Source organism: Flectobacillus roseus (assembly GCF_030056595.1).
Classification (GTDB): Bacteria; Bacteroidota; Bacteroidia; order Cytophagales; family Spirosomataceae; genus Flectobacillus; species Flectobacillus roseus.
Genome location: NZ_JASHIF010000026.1, coordinates 87163 through 105057 on the forward strand (window position 1 = coordinate 87163; position 17895 = coordinate 105057).

At 35.2% G+C, this 17895-nt stretch carries 15 protein-coding genes; 3 read left to right on the top strand and 12 right to left on the bottom strand.

Annotated features, from left to right (window positions below):
* Positions 1 to 194: 194 nt before the first annotated feature.
* Positions 195 to 1208 carry a sensor histidine kinase gene (locus QM524_RS23400; protein ID WP_283346465.1) on the top strand — a complete coding sequence of 338 codons (1014 nt, stop codon included), beginning with the start codon at positions 195 to 197 and terminating at the stop codon, positions 1206 to 1208.
* 231 nt (positions 1209 to 1439) lie between these two features.
* Here QM524_RS23400 and QM524_RS23405 read toward each other — a convergent pair whose 3' ends face one another.
* Both QM524_RS23405 and QM524_RS23410 read right to left on the bottom strand, forming a co-directional pair.
* On the bottom strand, positions 1440 to 1865 hold the full coding sequence (locus tag QM524_RS23405) for a response regulator (RefSeq protein ID WP_205749704.1): 426 nt from the start codon (positions 1863 to 1865) through the stop codon (positions 1440 to 1442).
* Between the two features lie 339 nt (positions 1866 to 2204).
* Positions 2205 to 4937 (bottom strand): PAS domain-containing protein, encoded by a 2733-nt coding sequence (locus QM524_RS23410; RefSeq protein WP_283346466.1) that lies wholly within the window; start codon positions 4935 to 4937, stop codon positions 2205 to 2207.
* A 1147-nt stretch (positions 4938 to 6084) separates the two neighbouring features.
* Here QM524_RS23410 and QM524_RS23415 point away from each other — a divergent pair.
* Both QM524_RS23415 and QM524_RS23420 read left to right on the top strand, forming a co-directional pair.
* Positions 6085 to 6834, top strand: a complete 750-nt coding sequence (locus tag QM524_RS23415; RefSeq protein ID WP_283346467.1) for a tyrosine-protein phosphatase — start codon at positions 6085 to 6087, stop codon at positions 6832 to 6834.
* A 430-nt stretch (positions 6835 to 7264) separates the two neighbouring features.
* Complete coding sequence (locus tag QM524_RS23420; protein WP_095163399.1) at positions 7265 to 7675, top strand: LytR/AlgR family response regulator transcription factor; 411 nt, start codon at positions 7265 to 7267, stop codon at positions 7673 to 7675.
* 54 nt (positions 7676 to 7729) lie between these two features.
* Here QM524_RS23420 and QM524_RS23425 read toward each other — a convergent pair whose 3' ends face one another.
* The 10 genes from QM524_RS23425 to QM524_RS23470 form a co-directional block, all read right to left on the bottom strand.
* Positions 7730 to 8800 (bottom strand): mannose-1-phosphate guanylyltransferase, encoded by a 1071-nt coding sequence (locus QM524_RS23425; RefSeq protein ID WP_229242295.1) that lies wholly within the window; start codon positions 8798 to 8800, stop codon positions 7730 to 7732.
* Positions 8801 to 8836: 36 nt separating this feature from the next.
* Entirely contained in the window at positions 8837 to 10213 is a 1377-nt protein-coding gene (locus QM524_RS23430; protein ID WP_283346468.1) for an undecaprenyl-phosphate glucose phosphotransferase, read from the bottom strand.
* A 146-nt stretch (positions 10214 to 10359) separates the two neighbouring features.
* Positions 10360 to 11955, bottom strand: coding sequence for a hypothetical protein (locus QM524_RS23435; RefSeq protein WP_283346469.1), 1596 nt, complete (start codon positions 11953 to 11955; stop codon positions 10360 to 10362).
* A 20-nt stretch (positions 11956 to 11975) separates the two neighbouring features.
* A complete protein-coding gene (locus tag QM524_RS23440) occupies positions 11976 to 12659 on the bottom strand; it encodes a hypothetical protein (RefSeq protein WP_283346470.1) in 684 nt (227 codons plus the stop codon).
* A 307-nt stretch (positions 12660 to 12966) separates the two neighbouring features.
* Positions 12967 to 13824 (bottom strand): dTDP-4-dehydrorhamnose reductase, encoded by an 858-nt coding sequence (gene rfbD / locus QM524_RS23445; RefSeq protein WP_283346471.1) that lies wholly within the window; start codon positions 13822 to 13824, stop codon positions 12967 to 12969.
* A 14-nt stretch (positions 13825 to 13838) separates the two neighbouring features.
* The gene (locus QM524_RS23450) at positions 13839 to 14207 is read right to left on the bottom strand and encodes a VanZ family protein (protein WP_283346472.1); all 369 of its coding nucleotides are present in this window, start codon (positions 14205 to 14207) and stop codon (positions 13839 to 13841) included.
* A 36-nt stretch (positions 14208 to 14243) separates the two neighbouring features.
* Positions 14244 to 14795, bottom strand: a complete 552-nt coding sequence (rfbC, locus tag QM524_RS23455) for a dTDP-4-dehydrorhamnose 3,5-epimerase (protein ID WP_283346473.1) — start codon at positions 14793 to 14795, stop codon at positions 14244 to 14246.
* 28 nt (positions 14796 to 14823) lie between these two features.
* Positions 14824 to 15687 (bottom strand): glucose-1-phosphate thymidylyltransferase RfbA, encoded by an 864-nt coding sequence (rfbA, locus tag QM524_RS23460; RefSeq protein WP_283346474.1) that lies wholly within the window; start codon positions 15685 to 15687, stop codon positions 14824 to 14826.
* 21 nt (positions 15688 to 15708) lie between these two features.
* Positions 15709 to 16767: a dTDP-glucose 4,6-dehydratase gene (rfbB, locus tag QM524_RS23465; protein ID WP_283346475.1), complete on the bottom strand. Its 1059-nt coding sequence runs from the start codon at positions 16765 to 16767 to the stop codon at positions 15709 to 15711.
* Between the two features lie 5 nt (positions 16768 to 16772).
* Positions 16773 to 17876, bottom strand: coding sequence for a glycosyltransferase family 4 protein (locus tag QM524_RS23470; protein ID WP_283346476.1), 1104 nt, complete (start codon positions 17874 to 17876; stop codon positions 16773 to 16775).
* Positions 17877 to 17895: the final 19 nt, after the last annotated feature.

Consider the following 17895-nt stretch of genomic DNA (forward strand, 5'->3'; position numbering starts at 1 on the left):
AATGTAATTCAAACATTTCACTCGGTTTTTTTTATCTCTAATCAACAAAATCAGCTTTTTTTATAGATCTGGAGTTGATTTATACCATTTATTATAGGTTGTAGAAACAATTCTACAGACCAGTTTCTGGTGAACTGATACCGCATTTTATCAAACCCATTAAGAAACGCTCTTAGTTACAACACATTGATTCGATGAAAATGAACCGCCTTTACTGGTCCGCTCAAATTTTTGGGTGGCTGGGTTTTAGTTTATGTATGCTCTTGGCTATCCTCCAATCGTCACTATCGGTTTGGGAATGGATAGTGTTACTCATACCTTTTAATATCATTGGACATGCTATTGGCTATGCCTTACATGCTATTCTTGCCAAATTTCAATTTAGCTTGCACCTACTCAATCGCAACATCAAATATGGCTTTGGCTTTCTGATTGTCTCTTCATTACTGTTTTCCCTTGCTTATAAAGGATGTTTGGCTCTCGTTGCACCAACTTTCAATAGCATTACCTGGACTCAATCCTCTGTGATAGGTCTATTGGGTACTGGAATATGGCTCTCTTTATACTTTTCAATTCGCACAGTCAAACAATTTTATGTTGACCTACGTACTGAAGCAACAGTTCAAAATTTGATTCGTAGCACAGAACTTGATAGTTTGAAAAGCCAACTAAATCCTCATTTTTTATTCAATTCACTAAATTCTATCAAAGCTTTAGTAAGAATTGATCCTCCTTTAGCTCAGAAATCCATTATCCAATTATCGGATATTCTACGAAAATCCTTGACTATTAGCGAAACGCCAATGATTCAACTCATGGATGAGCTATTGATGATGCAACAATATCTTGATTTAGAAAAAATTAGATTCGATAAAAGACTTACCTACCATTTCAAGCTTGAAAATCAATCCTTGATTTTTCGTATTCCTTCCATGTCGTTATACTTACTAGTAGAGAATGCCATTAAGCATGGCGTAAGTAAGTTGAGAAAGGGTGGTGAGCTTTTTATTCACACTCGTAGCGAAGAAACCCACTTGTATATTATAGTCAGAAATACAGGAGTTCTAGAAAAGAAGGATAATTTTTATGGAACAAGCCTTAAAAACCTCGAAAGAAGACTCAATCACATGTATCAAGGAAAAGCTCAATTGCTTTTCAGCGAGCAAGAAGGCATGGTAATAGCGACTTTGTGTATTCCTATTGAGTAAAATACTTCAGAAGGCGAATTTATGATTCAAGTTTTCCAAGAAAAAGAACATTTCAAGTCATAAATCTAACATCTGATGTAGTACTCCATTAGAGACAATGTAAAATAAAATTGTATTAGTACGCTTTTGAAAAAAGCCATAGGCACTAGGCAAAAATGCATTAATAATTTCGCAAGAAACTTTGATTCTTTTTGAGTACAGCATAAAGCCCAATGCCTATTGTTGGCAAACTTAATTAAAGTATTTCTTCAATTGGCTGCTTTTTTTGAGTTCATTCAAAATCTCCATGGTAAGAGGCTTGCTTATAAACTCAAGTACAATCTTATATTTCCCAGCCTTTACAAAGTCTTCTGGGTCGATAGTCGAAGAAAGAATACACACTTTTGTTTCTGGATACTGAGCAGCAAATTTCTGAAGGTATGCTTTCAAAAAGTCCCATCCGTCCATTACTGGCATATTCAAATCCAAAAAAATCAGTGTAGGAACGATTCCATCTGGAGATGTACCATCTTCTAGGGCAAAAAATATGTCTAGGGCTTCTCTACCATTCTTTACCGTCTGAACCTTCTTCGAAAAGCCACTATTCTTGATGGCAAACTCACAAAGTGAGAGTGCTATCAAATCGTCATCTACAACGAGTACACTTTCAATCATCATTTTAAATTATAAATTTACGAACCTCAAATACTCAAATTAGGGTAAAAAGAAAGGTTTCACAGCAATAGTCAGTACCAACAATAAGGTATTTTATTCATACTTTCCTATTTTAAAAGCGGCTGTTTCACCTACATCCATAATGCCTAACTCATATTCTGAATTACTAATTAACTAATACTATTTTAGACTTTCACACAAAATCGTACGAGCGAAGGATTTTAGTGTATAAACCAGATTTTTATTTATCTCAAAATCGCCTCTACAACACAGCGATTTCCATTACTTTATTAAATCAATCTATTATCAGGATGAGATTGCATTGAGCAATCTCAATATCAATTAATTTTTCTTGAATGAAACAATAAACGTAGTTCCAACTCCCTCTTCGCTTTGTACGTCTATCATACCACCCAGTGCTCTTACTTGTGAGTTAATGATATAAAGACCTAAACCTTTACTATCAGGATGATGATGAAAGCGTTGATACAAACCAAATATTTTATCCCCGTGGCGCTGCAAATTGATACCTAATCCATTGTCAGAAAAATAGAGTTGTAAAAAACCTTTGGTTTCTTTTGTAAAGATTTTCAGCTCAAGATTACGTTCAGGCGACTGGTATTTGAACGCGTTGGTAATCAAATTTTGATAAATGGATTCGAGATAGGTGGTATTAAAATTGATTTCCTTTCCCCCCGAAAAATCCATCGAGATAGCCACTTCCTTGTCTTGACGTAAATAAGCCAATCTTTCAAAAGATTTATGTAGCTCATTTTCTAAGTCTAGCAATTCTTGCTCAATATTAACATTATTTTTGATAACTAATATGTCCAGTAAATCATTTACCGTATGATTTAAGGCATGAGTAGACTCTTTAAATTTTTCTAATAAAAACAAAGTCATTTCATCCTTTATATTATTAGGATTTATTAAATCTAAAATCGCCAAAAGATTGGACAAAGGTGCCCGTAAGTTATGCGAGGTAATATAGGAAAACTGTTTTAAGTCCTTATTGCTTTCTCTCAACTCTTTAATCAGCATTTCACGTTCATCTTCGCTTTTTTTCCTACGAGTGATGTCCCTACCTGAAATAAAAACTAAATCCTCTGTCGGAATCTGAGTTACAGTACAATTAATCCACTTAATACTATTATCTGCGGCCAAACAGCGTAACTCAAATGGCGAGCTAACACTGCCGTTGCGTAACTCTTCTAAAGCAGTATGTAAAATCGGCCAATCCTCCTGATAAATAAAACGCTGAATAGGCTTGGTTGTCAGGGTATGCTCATCATAACCCAATACCTTCTTAAAACCATTGTTGACCTGCGTCATAAAACCACGCTTGTTGGCCATTCCCATCAAATCTCTACTAAACTTGAAGATATACTGAAGTTGCTCTTCGGAGTTACGTCTTCGGATTTCATAACCCAACTGACGACATATACTTTCGACTAAATTTATTAAGGCAGCATCTTTACGACTAAATTTATCAGTAAAGAAAACCACCCATGCCACATAATTATCTTTATAACTAATAGGCACCGAAAATGCTGAACGTAATCCAAGTTCCTGAGCTAATTGCTTGCGCATGAATAGCTCCTCTGTAGTCAAATCTTCAATCCAATACGTTTTTTGATGTTTAGATTTTCGTCTAAACACCGTTTGTTCGATAGGAATAGAAGTAAATGAAACAGGAGTAGCAAAAGCTTGTAAATCAACAGGGGAATTGGTATCAAAATCGTGAGTTATCATTTTGATATTATCACACGAAGAATCAGTAAGCCAAATTTCACCATATTGCCACTGAATATACTCTCTTACATATTTGAGAATGGCATTGAGCCCATCCAACAAATGAGACTCTTGACGAAGTTTTTCAACCACTTCTAAGATAAAAGTACGCTCATTTCTCGCCCTCAATTGCTCAGTAATATCAATGACCATAACCTTAGTAGCAATAACATTGGTCAATTGGATATCCGTTGCAGTAACTTCAACATCTATGATTTCGCCATTCTTTTTTTGATGTCTCACCTGCCAGTGTCTAACAGGATTTGATGAAACAATATCTTTGGGAAGATTTCTGAGTTGCACCAAATCTTGTGCTGGTCGAATATCCCTGAGGGTCATTTGGAGAAACTCATCACGCGTGTAGCCATACTTCTGTATAGCGGCAGTATTCACCTCCAAAAATGCATAACTATCATTGTCATAAATCCACATAGGATAGGGATTATGGAAAAAATACGCACCCAGTTGGTGATCAAGGAATTGGATTTGCCCCTCCTTTTCCTTCCTGTCATTTATATCAATAATCGCACCAATGATGCGTAAAGGCCTTCCTAAGGCGTCATTTAATATGTATCCTCGCTCATTTACCCATATAAATGAGCCATCGGCTTTTTGAAATCGATATTCAACCTCCCAATAACGTTTGGTATTATCGGCCAGAGATTTTTGAATCGTATTTATAACTCTTTGATAGTCATCAGGATGTAATCTTGCTTCCCAAAAATCAAACTCCTGATTATATTCATCGTCCCTGTACCCTAGCGATTCATAAAACTGTTTACCAGAGCGCTTCACTTGATGTTGAATCAAATCAATATCCCAAACTGCACCAAGTGAAATACCATCGCCTAAAAACTCTCGATTCTCAAAATACCCCCCTGAAGAGTCTACGATTGAAAAACAGTCTTTTATTACCTTCTCAACCGCCAATTCATCATAATCCCCTTTGATAAGATAGTGTTTGGCTCCATTGATGAGCGCCAACAGAGTAGTTTCAGGAGACGCCACCTCACAAAGTGCTACAATAGGCAATTTATGATCTGCCCAGTCCATTATTTGAAACAAAAAATCTGCTTGTTGATGATTTTGTATGTTCAAATCCATAAAAACCAGATCAAACCTAATTTCGCCAAGCAAATATTCCTTTGTTTGAGCGATATTTTTAGCATGTAGAATATGCTCGGTAAGGATACAAGTATTTTCAATACAATCCAGCAAAAGGTTGTATTCATCATCATCATCCTCAACTATCAATATATTTAATTTTTTAGCAAATAAATCCATGGGAATCAGTGGTTATCTCACATCGTTTCAACGAGTGTCAAAGATACACATCTGAGAAAAGAATTATAAGAATATTCGTCAATTAGTCAATAATGAGACATTACTCGACGATTTTGCAAGAAGTTAGAAATTTCAGACCCTACGGTTATGATACTTGAATATTGAGCTTTTACAAAAGAAAAACGAGCTATTAAACATGAAGAATGACTTGATGTTTATTAGCTCGTTTGCGTGCTACATGAAATACTGACGAAGGCGGCGTTTTATTATTACTTTTAGCTATTTTTTACGAAAACTAAATGAGTAATTAATGACAACCTGTAGGCATTTTGTAATAATTGTTTCACGTCAAAATCTCATCTCATAACTCACCATCACTCCCGATTGGCTTTCTGAATTCCTTTTTTATCTAGAACGACGGCTTGAAAAGAAGTCGCTAGTTTCGATGATTGCTTCGATGCACGAAGAAGCAATTACAGCGGAAAGTACAACAATTACGGTAGTCATTATTATTTAGTGATTATTTGGTATATAAATTACAATGGTATAACGAATTTTATAAAATAATAGTACTTGATACTTTGTCCTTTTATTTCATACAATATTACAAAAGTTTAATTAAATAATCTTATTCTAGTAACATACTTTTATGTACTTATTTGATAGTTGCAATATTTTGTATGTCACCGAAGAATATAATTTATTATTCGGTAGACAGTAGTGATAAATGAGCAATAAATCTATTAATCGTAGAATTTTAATATTAAAATTAGAAGTTCTCAACTAGCCATTTGAAGCCATAAATGAAGAGTAATTAATAAAAGAAAACTTATTCTTTATTTATTACAATAAACAAAATGATTTATTTCACTAATAGGTAAAATTCCTCTTTTATGACAAATATCGAACATTTACATAAATCCATATTTAGAGTTTTTTCGTATTTTAGTGGAGGAATTCTCCACATACCCATAAAATAACTTTGTTTAGTTCGATTCTAATAGCAAAAAGATAGAGATTTTCCAAAAACAATCACATTCATAACAAACTCTGTGAGAGTTATTTTAAATTTGTACTTTTTATAAGTTACTTTCTCCATCTTAAGTGTCATATACTTGAACTTTTGCTGTTTTATCGACTAATAATTATGTTTTCATTCTTCAAACGAAATAAAACTGATAAACTAAGAATTTTTGATTTTTTCAATCAAACGATTGTGACCGATATTCACTCACACCTATTACCAGGCATTGATGATGGTTCTCCTGATATGGAAACAAGCCTTATGCTGATAGGAGAATTTCAGGAGCTAGGTTTTCAGAAGCTAATAACCACACCTCATATTAGAATGGAGGTGTATCCAAACACACCGAATATCATTAAAGGCAAATTGAGCGAAGTTCAATCTCAGATAAACGGCATTCAAATAGATGCCTCAGCGGAGTATTACATAGATGACAATTACACTCAGTTACTGGAAGAAGACCATCTGATTTCCTTGGCTGGCAGCAAATATCTTCTTGCGGAATATCCCATGATTGCTCCTCTACTTAACTATGAAGAGCGTATTTTTGAAATGACCAAAAGAGGTTATACACCTGTAATTGCACACCCAGAGAGATATCGCTACTGGCATCAAAATCCTGAAGTTTTTGAGCGACTCAAAAACCTAGGTTGTCTATTACAATTAAATATCTTGGCAGTGGAAGGCTATTACGGAGCAGATATCAAAAAGATTGCTTTGCATTTATTAAAAAACAATCTTTATGACTTGATCGGTACTGATGTGCACCATGATAGGCATATCCAAAGAATCAAAAAGCTTTCGGGGATGAGTAAAGAAATGAATTTATTAGAAAACTATTCATTCCAGAATAAGGCTTTGTTTGGAATTTAGGGTAAATATTGATTATCAAGTATTATAAAATAAGTACAAGGACTTTACGAAAGTTTTTGTACTGCTACAACTTTGGGATATCTGATTTTAGAATTGAGGTAAAATTCCTTTTTTACTCAATATAAATTAAATATTCGAACTAGATGATTTTTACACTTTAAAGTACACGCTGTAGGCAAAATATTTGAATTTGATTCTATTGCTCACAGCTGACAGTTGAAAGCTCAAGAATTTGATTTTACACGATTACTGAGTACGCTCATACCTTTTTTTATTTATCCGTTATACTCTTTTTAACCTTTTAGGTTTTACAACCATTTTAGCTAAAACAATCTCTTTGAACACCTTAAAGTGCTATTATTTAACACCATAGTTTTACTTAAAAAATAACACTTCCGTATCTTAAGAGAATTTTAAAAGCTTTAAAATTATGAGAACACATACAAACCAGATGCCTAATGCATCAAAAATTGCTTACCCCTACCTTTTTGAAAAGTGTCCACCTGAGTTAGCTGACAAACCTAAATACAATGTTACAATTCCTACAGGTGATATTCTCTTTATTGAGGCACAGGTAAACTATTCAGTTATTTATCAACATCATAAACCCGCAAAAGTATTTTCAATTACCATCAAAAACCTTCTTCCTAGGTTGGAAGCCAAAGCCAATCATTTTATTAGAGTTCACAAGGCGTACATCATAAACATTCACTATGTAGCAGAATATACTAACAAGTTTATTATACTCAAATCAGGCAAATCGATCCCTATTTCTAAGCGTAGATGGAAAGAAGTGAATAATGCCTTGTCAACCTTTGGATTTTATGTCAAGGCAGCTTAAAAAAAGGCCTGTGGTTTACAACCACAGGCCTTTTTTTGAATGTATTATTCTGGATTAAATAAAACAACTATCTTTTTCTCCAGCATCTGCCACAAAATCCTTTACCTTTTGTTCTTGGTCTTTTGGACAAATCATCAAAACATTATCATACTCAGCTACGATAAAATTCTCTAAGCCTTTTATCACAACCAATTTGCCTTGGGGCGTTTTGATAATACTATCCTTCACATCATAAAGCATAGTATTTCCATCTATCACGTTACCGAGTTCGTCTTTGCCAGATACTTCGTATAATGATTTCCAAGTACCTAAATCCGACCAACCAATCTCTCCAAGTACCACATGTACGTTATCCGATTTTTCCATAATGGCATAGTCAATAGAGATACTTTCACAAATTTGGTAAGCTTTTTCAACAAAATGCTTCTCGCCTTCCGTGAAGTAATATTGAGTCCCATCTTCAAATATCTCGTGTAAACGAGGTGAATGCTTAGCAAAAGCCGTAATAATACTTTTGGCTGTCCAGATAAAAATACCAGCATTCCAAACGTACTCACCACTAGCCAAGAATTGTTTTGCTAATTCCAAGTTAGGCTTCTCTCTGAAGGACTCAACTTTCTTCACTTCGCCTTCCTCTTGTTTATATTGAATGTAGCCATACCCAGTATCTGGACGACTAGGACTGATACCCAAAGTGACAAGGACATCGCCTTTAGCTGATGCCTCGAGTGCTGTCAAGATTTTAGTTTGAAAAGCCTTTTCCTTTAAAATAATATGGTCAGCAGGAGCTACCACGATGTTTGCGTCGGGATTTTGTTTCGCTATTTTATAACAAGCATAAGCTACACAAGGAGCAGTATTACGGCGAATAGGCTCAGCTAAAATTTGCTCGGTCGACAAAAACGGTAATTGCTCTTGCACCAAGTCAATGTAGTCCTCACTCGTTACCACAAAGATATTTTCATTAGGGCAAATACCTTCAAAACGATCTGCGGTTTGTTGCAAGAGAGTTCTACCAGTTCCTAATACATCATGAAACTGCTTTGGATTACTAATTCGACTAAATGGCCAAAACCTCGTTCCTACACCACCAGCCATGATGATTACGTAATTGTTGTTATTCATAATTCTAAATTTTCTTTCTCAGATGTACAAATTATACTAATAAGCGTTTTCATCACCTTTCAAAAACACCCATACAGTTAAAAACATAATCTTGATATCTAACCAAAAGCTCCAATTTTCGATATACCATAAATCGCACTCAAATCGTTTCATGATACGTTTTTTATTTTCAATCGGATCTATCGCATCCCCCCTTAAACCGTTAACTTGTGCCCAACCAGTGACACCTGGTTTTACATTATGACGTAAGTTTAGATTTTCGATAAAACTTTTGTATTCTTCGTAAAATGGAATTGCTTGAGGTCGCGGCCCCACCAATGACATATCCCCAAACAATACGTTTAGTACTTGAGGTACCTCATCTAAATTCGTCTTTCTTAAAAATGCACCAATTTTTGTGACCCTATTATCTCTTTTACCAGTTGCTTTAAATGAAGAATTATCAATGTCGACATACATGGTTCTAAATTTAAAACATTTAAATACTTTATTGTTGTAGCCTAAACGTGGTTGGAAAAAGAAAACACTTCCTTTTGAATCTAGTCTAATTAACAATGCAATAATTGGTAAAAGCCATGATAAAATAAGTACTGTTACAATAAAGCTTAGGGTAAAATCTAGTGCACGTTTTAACAATCTCCAGTGAAAATACTCTAATGGTTCTGTTCTGACCGTTATTAACGGATACTTCCCAAACATTTCGACACTAAAGCGACTTGTATTAAATTTAAGATAATCAGGGATAATTCTTGTTTTTACTGCATACTTATCCGTTATTCTAATAATATTGGAAAGTTGTGCACTGTTAGCTTCATCTAAAGCTACTATTACCTCATCAACCCCTGAATTGGATAAAATACGCTCGATTTCCTTGTAATCTCCTTTATACATTCCATTTAGGTGTAGAGGTTTGGTCTGATCTAAAAAGCCAACCACTTGATAACCATAGTGCGGAGTTCCTTTAAGTGTTTCATAAAAAGACATACCTACCTCATTGGTACCTACAATCAGTACGTTTTTGATACTATTGGTTCCCTTACTAAAGGTATATATCAACTTTCTAGAAAGAAACTTTTTAAATGCTAAAATACCAATAAGCAATACTGTATATAAGCCGACAAACGTTCTGCCAAAATAATGCTCATTGAGAATAAACAATGTAATGATTAATACTGCTGATTGTATCAATATATTAGGAATCAACAATAGAAACTCATGCACAAAACGAACCGTCTTTAAATCATCATATAAGCTTGTCGCCTTAGTTGAAAAATACCATGAAATTAACAAAAACAAAATAGTACCCCCATCGAGTCTACCAACTCCATGCCCGCTCACCTCTGCTGCCACATAAAAAGATACAATTAAAAAGCTAAGATCTGAGAAGAGACGTAGAGTCTCTCTTTTTTTCACTGAACTATGCATATATTTAACGATTATGGTTTTTAATCACAAAAATTATTATGTCAAAGGTAATAATTATATAAAGAGACTTTTCTATAATTCTCCAATGATTTATTACCGATTAATAAGTTATTGTCAAACGACCGTCTGGTTTATTACTTACAAAACCCTTTATCCTCAATTCTATAAGAAATTCTTGTCGATTCCAAATATTTATTTAATTGTTTATATGGCCAAGTTACCCCACCGTCAGTACTTGCTCTAAAATCATAGGTATTTTTCTCTCTTACTTTATAGGTTCTAGCAGTAGTATTAGGCCTCCGCATTTCTATTAATTCTTGCCAATTATTTTTACCCACTTCTGAATACTGAATTTTAAAAGTTGCTGGTAGAGCATCTACATCAACCTTCTTACCCGAAGAACAAACAATATCAAACGCTACCTCTACTGACGGTGGAGTCGGAATACTTCTTACATCCACCTCCACTGATTGTGGATTACAGAACTCCAACTCACGAGTCGAAGCAACAGGATTAATTCTATCGCCTCCCCAATGTGTATTAAAATTAAATACTTTTACCATTATGTAATCTGCATCTTTAGGCAAATAACTTAGAGTATATGACCAATTATTATTTATTCCTACCGCAAATTCGCTTAATAATTGTGAATTTCTAGAGTTCACAATTTGACAATAATATCCCAAATCTACATCAGTAAAATTACTCTTAAAAACAAAAGTAGGCCCTTGGCGACATATTTCTCTATCCCAACCTGCAATCCAGTCAGTGAGGTGGCTAATGTTTAACTTAGTAATCAATTTGCTACCTTCCTGAATAATTTTGCTTTCTCCCTCTGCTTTCCATTCGTATTTGTCAATATCAAAGCTAAAAATGGGCAACATATCCCCAGCTTTAATATTAGTTTTTGTTCTGGGATTGTATGTAGCTGGGTTCAGTTCCAAACTTAATTCAAGTGGCTTAGATAATTTTTTGACTATTTGTCCTTGATCGTTACTCATCACGATAGAAACAAACCCTGCAAAGTTGGGCAAATCAAAAGGATTGGCTAAACTTTTACCATTTGCATCTACGGGATTCGTAGCAACGCCCCCAGTAGGAAGAAAACCTCTAGTTGCTCCCCTATTATCAAAATGTTGTATACTCACATTAAGGTTACCAGCCACGGGTTTGTTCTCTATATCAGTCAATTGCGTGCCAGCCACCAAAACAAGACTTGCATTTTCAGGCTTTTGTGTACCCGTTGAAATGGTCTGGTTGGCAGAAAGTACTCCTCCCTGTGTATTAGGAATGTTAACTTCTTTACTACTCACTCCTGCAGGTGGATTATTTTCGTTAAACATTGGAATCCAGACTCCCTGATTTGACTGATTGGTAAATACTACCATTCGCGTCGATTTGGTAAATCCACTTGCATCTGCGACGATGGTAAACTTCACGGGTTTATCACTCGAAGGAATTACCTCAGGCGAAACTGCCACAATTAACAAACCCTCAGGACTAACTTTAAATTTCTTGGTATTTAGATTGGTTACAACCAAGTTTGAGTCTGGTCCTGCAAAACTTATTTTCAAATCTGTTGGTAAACTTCCGGATGGGTTGTAAAAATGAATTTCTATCTTAGCTTTTTCTATAGGGTCTTTGAAGCCTAGCTCAAAACCCTCTAATGGCGATTGACAAGCCCAAAAGCCAAGCAAAACTATTATACTTAGGATAAGAATCTTTTTCATGTTTATGCTGTATTGAGGTCTTACTTTTTGCCCAAAAGATATTTCAACTGAAAGTTCAAATTAGGATAATAAGAGTAGTTACGGATATTACGTTCTAGTTTTGGGATTTGCTCGTCGAGGGTGGTTGTCTCCAAAAAACCTTCATAACTTACTTGTAACTTTGGACTTCCCATATAGCTCAATCCAAAATCTACTCCTAGCAATAGTCTATTCTTATATATATTACCCAAATACCCCAAGCCTAAAGCAGGCATCCATTCACTCCATTTGATACCGAGATTAATGCTTCCAAAATCAGTAGCCTGTATATCTATTCCTCCTAGCGATACGCCTGTTTTTGTCGTTACATTAAACAAGTAATCTTGCTTGAGATTATAGGATAGGCCACCAAACACATGCCATCGCTGTTTCTTAAAAGGAAAATAATCAAGATAAATCGCACCTACTTGCTTTTGGATAGTTGGTTTGATATCTAGGCTTTTTTCATTTGCCATGCCAATGTGTATAGGGTCCTTATAACTAAACTGTACCCAGTGCGCACGCACACCCCAATGACGATATTTTGCAGGGTAATAAGATAACTCAGGACCGATTCCCATCGTTGAAGCAGAAATCCCCAAACCCAAATTCTGATAAAATTGTTGGCCACTGACCACCACTACCTTACTCAAAAAAAGTAGGAGTATCAAAAAAAATCTATTCATTGCAGGCATATTTAGAGATGTATGATCAAAACAGATATCAGATTTTATATGAATCCCCTCTAGCAGTTAAACGTTTGGTAGGATATATTTCGGTAGCAAGAAATTTGTTGGCGTGTTTATGATACTCAAAGATACCTCAATTCTTAGAATTGTACAAATTCCAAATTAACAATCCAATAAAAAAAAAGAGAAAATGTGTAAACGGTATAGCCTCTCGTAAGCATATTAGGTATAAAAAAATAAGGTTTTAAGAAAAGATTAATTTTCCTAAAACCTTACCTCAATCACACTATCAATAAAGTACAAATTAATACCCTAATTCTACTAAGCATGTTTTAAGACTATCACGCCAATAAGGAACTTCAACCCCTAAGTTTTGCTTTACTTTAGTCTTGTCCATTACTGAATAAAATGGTCTTCTCGCCTTAGTAGGATATTCGCTAGTTTTGAGCGCTTTTACCTTCACTTTCAGGCCAGCAAGTTCAAATATGGTCGAAGCAAAATCATACCAAGAGGTTACTCCTTCGTTACTGTAATGATAGAGGCCATAAGCTTCGGACCCAGATTCAATAATTTGCAAAATCACTTTTGCTAGATCCACCGCATAAGTAGGTGAACCCACTTGATCCACAATAACTCCAAGCTCAGGTCTATCGGCTCCCAGTCTTAACATTGTTTTTACAAAATTGTTGGCAAATTCTGAATACAACCAACTGGTTCTCAAAATAAAGTATTTATGCGCAGCCTTTTGAATGGCGACTTCTCCCTCTAACTTTGTTAAACCATAAACACCTACTGGCTTAGCAATATCTTCTTCTGTCAACAAACCCGTTTGATTGCCTTCAAACACAAAATCTGTAGAGATATGTATCATGGTACTACCAAACTGTTCTGAGAGATTAGCTAAATTTTCTGCGCCTGTTGCATTGATTTTACGAGAAAGCTCTAACTCATCCTCTGCCTTATCTACCGCCGTGTAAGCAGCACAGTTTATAATGTATACTGGTTTATATTCTTCAAACAAATCACTCAATAAAGAATTATCTAAAATATTTCCTTTTACCTCATCTAGATAGATAAAATTGAACTGCTCTGATGAAGCAGAGGCTTTTTGAATACATTGCCCCAATTGGCCAACGCCTCCGAATACTAAAATATTTTTCATTGTTCTAATTGACTCTAATTATGAGTTTGTTTACTATTAAAAATATAAAAAACTTGTAATAAATGACCTAGCAACAGCCCAACAATAACACCTCCACATCCCCAAAGCATGTCATATACATCGCAATGTCTTGTAGGAATCAATAATTGGGTTAGTTCTACAAATATTACGAGTGCACAATTTATCACCAAATATTTAAGAAACTTTCTTTCTACTGAAATAACTAAAATAGATAGAAAAAAGAAAGGAATTGCAGTTCTGAATCTTGGAAATTCATCACACCAGACACCCAACCAACTAGGCATAAGACTTAAATTCGTAAACATTGAATTTTTTATCCAGCTAAGTAGCAGAATCAAGGCGATAAGCAGTACGATTAGCATTTTTGACAAAACTCGCATTATTTACCTTCATTAGGTTTATTCAGACAAACTTAATTCCTGCTTATAAGCCTCAAACGTTGATAGGATTAAGTCCTTTTCTGAAACATTTGGATGGGCAATAGGCCAATCAATATTTAGTGTAGAATCATTCCAGATTATACCACCCTCTGAGGCTTTGTTGTACCCTGCAGTACATTTGTAAGAAAAAACACTATCCTCTAAAGCTAAAAAGCCATGAGCAAATCCTTCAGGAATAAAAACCATACGATTAGACTTTCCATCTAGCTCATAAAACTCCCATTGACCGAAGGTAGAAGAGTCAGGACGTAAATCAACCGCAACATCCAGTACTCGACCAGAAATTACCCTTACTAATTTACCTTGTGCATAGTCTCCCTTTTGAAAATGTAGTCCTCGTAAAACACCTGCTTGTGAAAAAGACTGGTTGTCTTGCACAAAATTAGTAGGCAGGCCCTTATCTGCCCAAGTAATACTATTGAAGGATTCGAAAAAAAGGCCTCTAGCATCTTCAAAGATTGAAGGCTCGATAATAATCACATCGTTGAGTTTTGCGGAAGAGATTTTCATAATCGTCTATATTAAATGATGCCTAAGATTACTTACCAATTATATGTAATAGATACTTTCCGTAGCCGCTCTTTACCAATGGTGCAGCCAGCTCTTCAAGTTTCTCCTTTGTTATAAAGCCCATTCTATAAGCTACTTCCTCCACACAACCAATTTTAAGCCCTTGTCTTTCTTCAATTACTTGAACAAACTGACCAGCTTGCATCAAAGATTCAAAGGTACCGGTATCTAACCACGCTGTTCCTCTGTTCAACACACCAACTTTAAGCTTTCCTTGTTTAAGATATTCTTTATTGACGTCTGTAATCTCATATTCTCCACGGGGAGAGGGGGCTATATTTTTAGCGATTTCAACTACTTGATTATCGTAAAAATATAAGCCTGGCACAGCATAATTCGATTTAGGGGCAAGCGGTTTTTCCTCAATTGACTTTACATTAAAAGCTTCATCAAACTCTACAACTCCATAACGTTCTGGGTCATGCACTTGATAAGCATACACAACTCCTCCGTCAGGATCATTGTTGGCTTGGAGAAGCTTGCTCAGTCCACTGCCATAAAAAATATTATCACCTAAAACCAAAGCCACTTTATCCTTCCCGATAAATTCTTCACCAATTACAAATGCTTGAGCTAAACCATTGGGCAATGGCTGTTCAGCATATTCAAAACGACAGCCAAATTGAGACCCATCTCCTAATAATTTCTTAAAGTTGGGTAAATCATGTGGGGTCGAGATGATCAAAATTTCATTAATCCCTGCTAACATCAAAATCGATAAGGGATAGTAAATCATGGGTTTGTCATACACTGGCATCAACTGTTTACTGACGGCCAAGGTGAGTGGATGCAAACGAGTTCCACTACCACCTGCTAAGATGATTCCTTTCATATTATTGATCTTGTTAGAATATTATCGGTTTTGGTACATTGATTCGTAGTAATTTTGATACGAACCTGTAGTAATACGTTCAATCCATTCCCAGTTTGTCAAATACCAATCTACAGTTGTAGACAAGCCTTGTTCAAAAGTTACCGATGGAATCCATCCCAACTCTTCTTTGAGTTTGGTAGCATCAATTGCATAACGTAAATCGTGCCCCGCACGGTCAGTTACAAACGTAATAAGTTTGCGAGACTCTCCTGATGGTCTTCCTAATTTTTCATCCATCAAATCACATAATAAATGAACTAAATCAATATTTTTCCATTCATTATGTCCTCCAATATTATAGGTATCACCATTTTTACCTTCATGAAAAATCACATCAATCGCACGAGCATGATCTTTTACATACAACCAATCTCTAATATTTTCACCCTTCCCATACACCGGTAATGGCTTACTATTTTTGATATTGTGTATCATTAATGGAATCAGCTTTTCAGGGAAGTGATTTTGCCCATAGTTATTAGAACAATTCGACACTACAATTGGTAAGCCATAAGTGTTGTGATAGGCTCTCACAAAATGGTCTGAAGAAGCTTTTGAAGCAGAATATGGAGAACGTGGATCGTACTTGGTTGTTTCTAAGAAAAAATCTTCTGGATTATGTAACTCCCCATACACCTCATCAGTAGACACATGATAAAACCTTTTACCTTCGAAGTTACCTTTCCAACTATTTTTGGCTGCATTTAATAAATTCACAGTACCAATAACATTGGTCATTACAAACGCCATTGGATCTGTAATTGACCTATCAACATGAGATTCCGCTGCCAAGTGAATTACGCCCTCAAATTGATATTTATCAAATAAGTTATTGATAAAATCTGCGTCAACAATATCTCCTTTTTCAAAAATATAGTTAGGTAAGGTATCTATATCTGTGAGATTTTCAAGGTTACCTGCATAAGTCAACTTATCTAAATTGATAATTTGATAGTCAGGATATTTGGTAACAAATAATCGAACTACATGCGATCCAATAAATCCAGCACCTCCTGTAATTAGTATATTTTTTTTCATAAAATCTATAACTTTAATTTTGAGTCGACAAACTGTTTAAATTCCTTTTTGAAGCGCTCTGTGCCAAATTTCTCCGAATGCTCACGAATCTCTTTGGGATTGAAGTTTTGAATATTTGCCTCAAAACGACCCACCGCCTGAATCAAGCTATCAATGGTTTGTTCTTGATATAAAATTCCTGTTTTATTATCAATAACAGTTTCTAAACTCCCCCCTTTGTTATAAGCGATAACGGGAGTACCACAAGCTTGAGCCTCAACGGGTAGCATGCCAAAATCTTCAATAGCAGCAAATACAAAGGCTTTTGCTTTTTGTAGTGCTTGAATTAGATCCTTAAATTTAGCATAACCTCGAAGTTCAACATTTGGCCCTGCCAATTTCTTAATCTTTTCAAAATCAGGGCCATCTCCAATAACCACCAACTTTTTATCTGGCATAGCTGTAAATGCCTCAACAATCAGATCTATTTTCTTATAAGGGACAAGTCTAGAACAGGTAATATAGTAATCCTCCTTAGTTTCCTCTAAAACAAAATCTTGAATTTCTATAGGTGGGTAAATGGTTGTCGATGGCTTATCATATACCTTCTGAATTCTCCGTCCAATAAAGTCTGAATTGCTGATATAGTAGTCTGGTCTATTTCGAGTAGTATAATCCCATTGTCTTATTTTATGCAGAATCCAACGTGCAAGAATCCCTTTCAGATTATATTTTAGGCCCTCTTCTTCCAAATATTGATGATATAAATCCCATGCATATCTAATTGGAGAGTGGCAGTAGGTTATATGGAGTTGTTCTGACGTTGTAATAATACCTTTCGTTACAGCATGGCTTGAAGAAATAATTAAATCATAACCACGTAAATCTAATTGCTCTATGGCAAAGGGGAAAAGAGGAAGATACAATTTATACTTTTTTTGTCCCCATGGAAGCTTTTGAATAATAGAGGTTTTAATCTTTGATTTATCAAGATTCAATTCTTCAACTAGCTTATCATCAGCAACTAAAGTAAAGATATCTGCATCAGGATACAACTCATTAATAGCTTTCACTACTTTCTCTGAGCCTCCCAATGTAACCAACCATTCTTGAATTATCGCAACTTTCATTAAAATGTTTATTTGAATC